At 58.9% G+C, this 6,672-nt stretch carries 7 protein-coding genes; 5 read left to right on the top strand and 2 right to left on the bottom strand.

Annotated features, from left to right (window positions below; translation table 11 throughout):
- The first annotated feature begins 235 nt into the window (after nt 1-235).
- Nucleotides 236-442: a hypothetical protein gene (locus tag QRN20_RS25145; RefSeq protein WP_004879742.1), complete on the top strand. Its 207-nt coding sequence runs from the start codon at nt 236-238 to the stop codon at nt 440-442.
- A gap of 74 nt (nt 443-516) precedes the next feature.
- On the opposite strand, the gene QRN20_RS25140 is transcribed toward QRN20_RS25145, so the two are convergent.
- Nucleotides 517-1,101, bottom strand: coding sequence for a YajG family lipoprotein (locus tag QRN20_RS25140; protein ID WP_025993200.1), 585 nt, complete (start codon nt 1,099-1,101; stop codon nt 517-519).
- Between the two features lie 204 nt (nt 1,102-1,305).
- Between QRN20_RS25140 and QRN20_RS25135 the strand changes: the two genes are divergently transcribed.
- Both QRN20_RS25135 and mqo read left to right on the top strand, forming a co-directional pair.
- Entirely contained in the window at nt 1,306-1,539 is a 234-nt protein-coding gene (locus QRN20_RS25135; protein ID WP_029242149.1) for a hypothetical protein, read from the top strand.
- 725 nt (nt 1,540-2,264) lie between these two features.
- A complete protein-coding gene (gene mqo, locus QRN20_RS25130) occupies nt 2,265-3,773 on the top strand; it encodes a malate dehydrogenase (quinone) (protein ID WP_029242150.1) in 1,509 nt (502 codons plus the stop codon).
- Between the two features lie 84 nt (nt 3,774-3,857).
- Here the strand turns inward: mqo and QRN20_RS25125 are convergent, their stop codons facing one another.
- Nucleotides 3,858-4,754, bottom strand: a complete 897-nt coding sequence (locus QRN20_RS25125) for a homocysteine S-methyltransferase family protein (RefSeq protein ID WP_029242151.1) — start codon at nt 4,752-4,754, stop codon at nt 3,858-3,860.
- 110 nt (nt 4,755-4,864) lie between these two features.
- Here QRN20_RS25125 and QRN20_RS25120 point away from each other — a divergent pair, with 110 nt between their 5' ends.
- Together QRN20_RS25120 and QRN20_RS25115 are read left to right on the top strand one after the other, a co-directional pair.
- On the top strand, nt 4,865-5,686 hold the full coding sequence (locus tag QRN20_RS25120; protein WP_285361486.1) for an ABC transporter substrate-binding protein: 822 nt from the start codon (nt 4,865-4,867) through the stop codon (nt 5,684-5,686).
- Nucleotides 5,683-6,510 (top strand): amino acid ABC transporter permease, encoded by an 828-nt coding sequence (locus tag QRN20_RS25115; protein WP_004879752.1) that lies wholly within the window; start codon nt 5,683-5,685, stop codon nt 6,508-6,510. The genes QRN20_RS25120 and QRN20_RS25115 overlap by 4 nt, the downstream gene beginning before the upstream one ends.
- The last annotated feature ends 162 nt before the right edge of the window (nt 6,511-6,672 follow it).

Raw genomic sequence — 6,672 nt, 5'->3', positions numbered from 1 at the left:
CGGGAGGCATGCCCACGCGGAGCGATGGGCACGATCAGTGTCGAGGCGGACTTGTATATAACGACGAGTGCTACGCGTGGGCACGCAGCTCGTGAAGATTGCGCACTCAGTGAGCCAAGCCCACGGCTCGAATCATCCTGTAAGAAATTTCCCTCGCGCTGTCACCTAACCGTAACGCGCCCTCGGCATTGTGTGGCTCCTCAAGAAACGGACTTCCTTCCTTTTGGAGCTTGTCATGCTGCATGCAAAAAACCAGGATCGCCTTTATCTGATCGCGCAGAGCGATGAACAGCAGGAGCTGATCGATGCTTTGGCGTTCAATGTTCAGGACCGCCACTGGCTGGTCTACTGCGCTCTGGGCGGTCACGTTCATCATGATCTGCCGGACATGGACCAAGACACCGGCTTCAGCTTTCTGGACTTCTATCAGCAGGCAGCCTGATCCAGCCAGCGACCTGCAGATGTAAAAAAGCCCGGCCCTCTCATCGAGGGCCGGGCTTTTTATTCAGCGCTGATTTATTGCGACAGGGTCGAACCGATGGTCGGATCCTGGAAAACGCGAGTCAGCGCATCGCTCAGGACATCACTCACCAGCTTGGTGTTGGTTTCCTGGTTAGGCGCCATGCCGAAACGCTGGTCCAGCGACGCAGCATAACGACCGCTGTAGTTACGGCCGTTGTTGCGAACGTCGGCGCGGAAGGTCGAGCTAATGGTGGCTTCGGTCACGTACAAGCCTTCTTTAGGCGACTGATACTTGAGGTCTGCGAGGGTCACGGTCAACTGAGGTGCGTTGCCGCCACCCTGAGTCGGGGTGAAACCCAGCAGACGCACGGCGGCTTCAGCCTGAGCCTGCAGCTTGGGCACGATGTCGTTGCCGCTGACGCTGATCGAACTGGTCTCCGGGTACATGCCGCCGCGCGTGCCCAGCGTCGGTCCAGGACGACCGTCTACCACGCGCACGATGACCGGCTGACCGCGTCCGACAGGCGCGAGTTGTGCGTTCAGCTTGGGTTGCGGGCTGAGTTGTTGCGGGCTATGGGCACAGCCCACCAGGGTCAAACTGCTTACAGCAAGCAAACCGAACAAAAGGCGACGCAGCATGCTCATCTCTCCAAGGACCAGACACTAAATGTGCCGCAGTATAGCGGCGTGCAACACCGGCAAACCAGTGTCCGCCAACCGACAAGGCTGGGACCGTCATAAACCGTGGATGGTTCAGGTTCCCGAGATGTAATCAGGGCGTCATATCTGCGCGGCAGACTTGCCTTCACTGCCTCGACGCTCACTCACGAAAGGAGCTGCGCCATGAATCTTTTCTGGTCCCTCTTCACCGCACGCCCACAGCACCGCCACTACGCCCGCGTGGACCACGCCGGTATCTGCCGCGCGTTCAAGCACTGCGCCGAGCGTCCATCAGGACATGAGTGGGTCGAAGTGACCGAGCAGCGACTCAACTGGTTGAACCGGCCACTGCCCGCTAGCGCCCGTGTTGCGCAGCGTAACGTGCGAGCAACGCGCCGCCAGTTAATCACCGCCTGACCCGATCACGAATAAAAGTCACTTAAACCGATCAATTCCTGTCGTTTCATCGCTATAATCTCCCCCCGATTATAAGGACGTCTCCTGATCGGGCCTCGCAGCACTGCTAATCGCCGTATTAGCGCCTCCGTTCTGCCCACAGAGAGCCGCCCACACAGGTCATTGCACGCCGGTGTGCTCGATGAATGGTGCAGAATCGCTCGAATCCTATCGAACCTTTCTGGTCTGTCAGCGCCTCACCTTGTATGCAGCGATCTGCCAGAGCTGCTATCGCAGCCATTTTTGAGGTTTGGTTCGCGTTTCCAAAAGAACGTGAAAAACGGTTTCACTACTTCACAAGAGTGTGGCGAGCAAATGAATAGGTACGCGTTTGTAAATGCACCATCAGCGTCTGAACCGGCCCTTTCGAACAGGACTGACCGCGACTGCGCCTCCATTACCGGGGCCTGACGACGATCGTCAGGTTCAGGTCGCCTGCGTGACCCGTACCTTGACGATGGTCGAATGGCCGAGCGGGTTCAAACATGCGTTCATGCCTCATTGATGAACCTTGATCGAGCCTGACCGGGACCTGCGCGAGAGATGCGAAAAATTGCGAAGAATCGGACAGGCGATCCTGGCCGGGAAGCGATGGGCACAACCCAGACCCTTGCCCCGACATCCCGGCACACAGCCTCAGGATCGTATGCCGTCAATTTGGTGCTGCAGATTTTGGAGACGCGTTAATGGCGCATAACGAAGCAGTCGATGTAGTACTGGTCGGAGCCGGCATCATGAGTGCCACGCTGGCCGTACTGCTCAAAGAGCTCGACCCCGGCCTCAAGCTGGAAGTCGTTGAGCTCATGGACTCCGGTGCTGCAGAGAGTTCCAACCCCTGGAACAACGCAGGCACCGGCCACGCCGGCCTGTGCGAACTCAACTACACCCCGCCTGCTGCCGATGGCTCTATCGACATCAAGAAAGCGGTGCACATCAACACCCAGTTCGAAGTGTCGAAGCAGTTCTGGGCCTACCTGGCCCGCAAGGGCACCTTCGGTTCGGCGAAGTCGTTCATCAATCCGGTTCCGCACCTGAGCTTCGTTCAAGGCGAAAACGGCATCTCGTTCCTCAAGACCCGCTTCGAGGCGATGCGCAAGCATCACGCGTTCTCGTCGATGGAGTACACCGAAGACAAGGCCAAACTTGCCGAGTGGATGCCGCTGATGATGCCGGGCCGTCCGGCGGACGAAAAAATCGCTGCGACGCGCATGATGAACGGCACCGACGTCAACTTCGGTGCACTGACCAATCAGTTGCTCAAGCACCTTTCCAGCGCGCCTGACGCTCAGGTCAAATACTGCAAACGCGTGACCGACCTGACCCGCAGGGGCGATGGCTGGACCGTGACCATCAAGGACGTGAACAGCGGCGGCACCCGGCAGATCGACGCCAAATTCGTGTTCCTCGGTGCAGGTGGCGCGGCATTGCCGTTGCTGCAGATGTCCGGCATCGAGGAGAGCAAGGGTTTCGGTGGCTTCCCGGTCAGTGGCCAGTGGCTGCGTTGCGACAACCCGGAAGTGGTCAAGCATCACCAGGCCAAGGTCTACAGCCAGGCCGCAGTGGGTTCGCCGCCGATGTCGGTGCCGCACCTGGATACCCGCGTAGTCGATGGCAAGAAGTCCCTGCTGTTCGGACCTTACGCCGGTTTCACCACCAAGTTCCTGAAGCACGGTTCGTTCATGGACCTGCCGCTGTCGGTGCGCGTGGCCAACATCAAGCCGATGCTAGCGGTGGCCCGCGACAACATGGACCTGACCAAGTACCTGGTCAGCGAAGTGATGCAGTCCATGGAGCAGCGTCTTGAGTCGTTGCGTCGCTTCTATCCGGAAGCCAAAGCCGAAGACTGGCGCCTGGAAGTGGCCGGTCAGCGCGTGCAGATCATCAAGAAAGACGCCAAGAAAGGCGGTGTGCTGCAATTCGGTACCGAGCTGGTCTCGGCGAAGGATGGCTCACTCGCAGCATTGCTCGGTGCTTCGCCGGGCGCCTCGGTGACGGTATCGATCATGCTGGAACTGATCGAACGCTGCTTCCCGGAAAAAACCCGCACCGAGTGGGCTGCCAAGCTCAACGAAATTTTCCCGGCTCGGGAAAAGGCGCTGGAAACCGACGCAGAGCTTTACGAGCGTGTCAGCACCCAGAACGATGAGAATCTGGAACTGACTGAAAAAACCAATCAGGAACAGAGCTTCGCCTGATTCGATGGCTGCTCGTTGAATTGAAAAACCCCGTGGACTCCAGCGAGCCACGGGGTTTTTCTTTGTGCGCTTAAAGGCGAAGGATCAAAGACTGCGGGACAGCACCGCGATGTGCTCAGGGCCGATACCGCAGCAACCGCCGATGTGCGTGGCACCGCGCTTGACCCAGTCTACCGCCCACTGCTGATAGCCCTGCGGATCGAGATCTTCGCGCAGTTCATCCAGACCATCGTTCGCCTTGGCGTCCTTGGGTTGCGGCGGGAAGGCGTTGGCGTAGGCACCGATGGCGATATCAGCGTTCAACGTTTTGAACACCTCGCGTGCAGCATCGATGGCGCCTCCAATCACTTCCGGCTGGCTGCAATTGAACAGCAGGGTCGCAACGCCCATTTCAGCCGCTGCCCGGGCGGCATCTGCCACGGGCTCGCCTGAACGCAGACGTGGAACTTCGTCAGTGTCTTCGTCCTGCAGCGTGAAGGACAGCCAGAACGGTTTGCCATCTACTGGCAGGCCTGCGCGAATGGTCTGCGCTTCGAGGATGCAGCTCTGGGTCTCGGCCAGCCAGAGATCGACATAGGGCGTCAGACCGGCCACCAACGGCTGCAGGATTTCGGCAGCCCGCTCCGGCTTGTACAAGTCCGGACGGTAGGAGCCGAACAACGGCGGGATCGAACCTGCCACGCGCGCACGGCCACCGGAGGCATCGGCTGAAGCGCGTGCGAGTTTCCCGGCCAGTGCGGCCAGCGCCTGACCTTCCTTCGCAAAGCGCTCTTCGCCGATGTGAAACGGCACCACCGCGTAGCTGTTGCTGGTAATCACCTGAGCGCCACTTTCGATATAAGCGGCGTGCACATCGCTGACGGCTTCGGGTGCTTCGCTCAAGGCCAGTGCGGACCATTCCGGCTGGCGAAATGGCGCGCCGCGACGCTGTAGTTCGCGGCCCATGCCGCCATCGAGAATTACAGTTGAGCCTTGGGTCATATGTGATCTACTTATATGTATATGAAAAAAACTCATTATGAGTCAGTCTTGTATAACGTATTTAATACGGCACTTTCATCAAACTACAAACACTTTCTCAGGGGACATCCGTGAAACTTAGCGCTTTGCTGGGCATTGGCCTGGTTACTCTGGCCGCCTCCACTCAAGCCCTGGCCGGCGCCACACTGGACCGCGTGCAGAAGAACAAAGAGCTGATCAACGTCCTCATGGAAAGTTATCCACCCTTCTCTTTTCTCAACGACAAGAATGAACTGGACGGCTTTGACGTCGACGTCGCCAAGGCGGTCGCGCAGAAGCTGGGCGTCAAGTTGCGCCTCGAAACACCCTCCTGGGACGTGATCGCGGCCGGTCGCTGGAGCGGTCGTTACGACATCTGCGTCTGTTCAATGACTCCGAGCAAGGCCCGTGCGGAAGTATTCAACTTCCCGGTCGAGTATTACGCGTCGCCTGCCGTGATCGTGGTCAACGCCAAGGATGACCGCATTCATTCGGCCAAGGACCTGAGCGACAAAAAGGTCGGTCTGACCAGCGCTTCCAGTTATGAAAGTTACCTGAACAAAAACCTCGTTATCGAAGGGGCGGAAGACAAACCGCTGCAATACCCGTTCGAGAACGTGCAGATCGCCCCGTACGACAACGACAACGTTGCTTTCCAGGATCTGGGCCTCGGTGCCGGGGTGCGTCTGGACGCCGTGTTGACCAACCTGGTGACCGCCAAACCGCGACTTGATCAGGACAAGCGCTTCAAGCTGGCCGGTGAGTCTCTGTATGAAGAACCCAACTTCGTCGCCATCGAGAAGAACGACCCCGAGTGGGACGCCAAAGTGCGTGAAGTGTTCGCCGAGCTGAAAAAGGACGGCACCCTCAGCAAGCTGTCGCAAAAGTGGATCGGCGCCGATATCAGTAAATGACTTCTTTCCCACGTCCACCCGAGCAGGCTGATCAAAGCCTGCTCAAGCGCATCTTCGGTTTCCGCACGCGGCTGTACCTGACCTGGCTGGTCATGTTCGTGCTGTTTGCGGGCTTCTTCCTGAGCTTCGACCTGAAGCTGTCGATCATTCTCGACAAGCTGCCCAACCTGATCGGCCTGCACCTTGCGCCCAACGGCTTTCTGCAAGGCGCGGCGCTGACGTTGTTCGTGTCCGTGTGCTCGATCATCGTATCGGTGGTGCTGGGTTTCGTCACGGCGCTGGCAAGGCTGTCCAGCAGTGCTGTGGCCTTCGGCATCGCCAGCTTCTACGCGTCGTTCTTTCGCGGCACGCCGCTGCTGATTCAGATCCTGCTCATCTACCTGGGCTTGCCACAGGTGGGGATTGTGCCGGGCGCGATCATGGCCGGCGTGATCGCCCTGTCGCTCAACTATGGGGCCTACCTGAGCGAGATCTTTCGCGCAGGCATCATCGGTGTCGCGGCGGGACAGAGTGAAGCGGCACTGGCGCTGGGGCTGCGTCCCACCCAGATCTTCTGGCGCGTCACCCTGCCCCAGGCCATGCGCACCATCATCCCGCCGACGACCAATCAGTTCATCTCGATGCTCAAGGATTCGTCGCTGATCTCGGTGATGGGCGTCTGGGAAGTGATGTTTCTGGCGCAATCCTACGGCCGGTCCAGCTATCGCTACATCGAAATGCTGACCACCGCTGCGGTGCTGTACTGGATCATGTCGATCGGGCTGGAGCTGTTGCAGTCCAGACTGGAACGGCATTACGGCAAGGCCTACAAGGCCCGGAAGTAATTCAGAGTCGCTTCAGATCGTGCCCATCGTTCCGCGTGCAGCCCGTTACGCTCCGCGTCACATTCGAGAGCGGACGCGGAGCGTCCTGAGCGGCGTTACCACGCTCCGCGCTCATCGTTATACACAAGTCATCTGGCTATCCAGTGAGACAGCGGCACTGCC

It is taken from the genome of Pseudomonas sp. fls2-241-TYG-175 (genome assembly GCF_030209155.1).
Lineage (GTDB): Bacteria > Pseudomonadota > Gammaproteobacteria > Pseudomonadales > Pseudomonadaceae > Aquipseudomonas > Aquipseudomonas viridiflava.
This window is presented reverse-complemented; position numbering and strand designations above follow the sequence as displayed.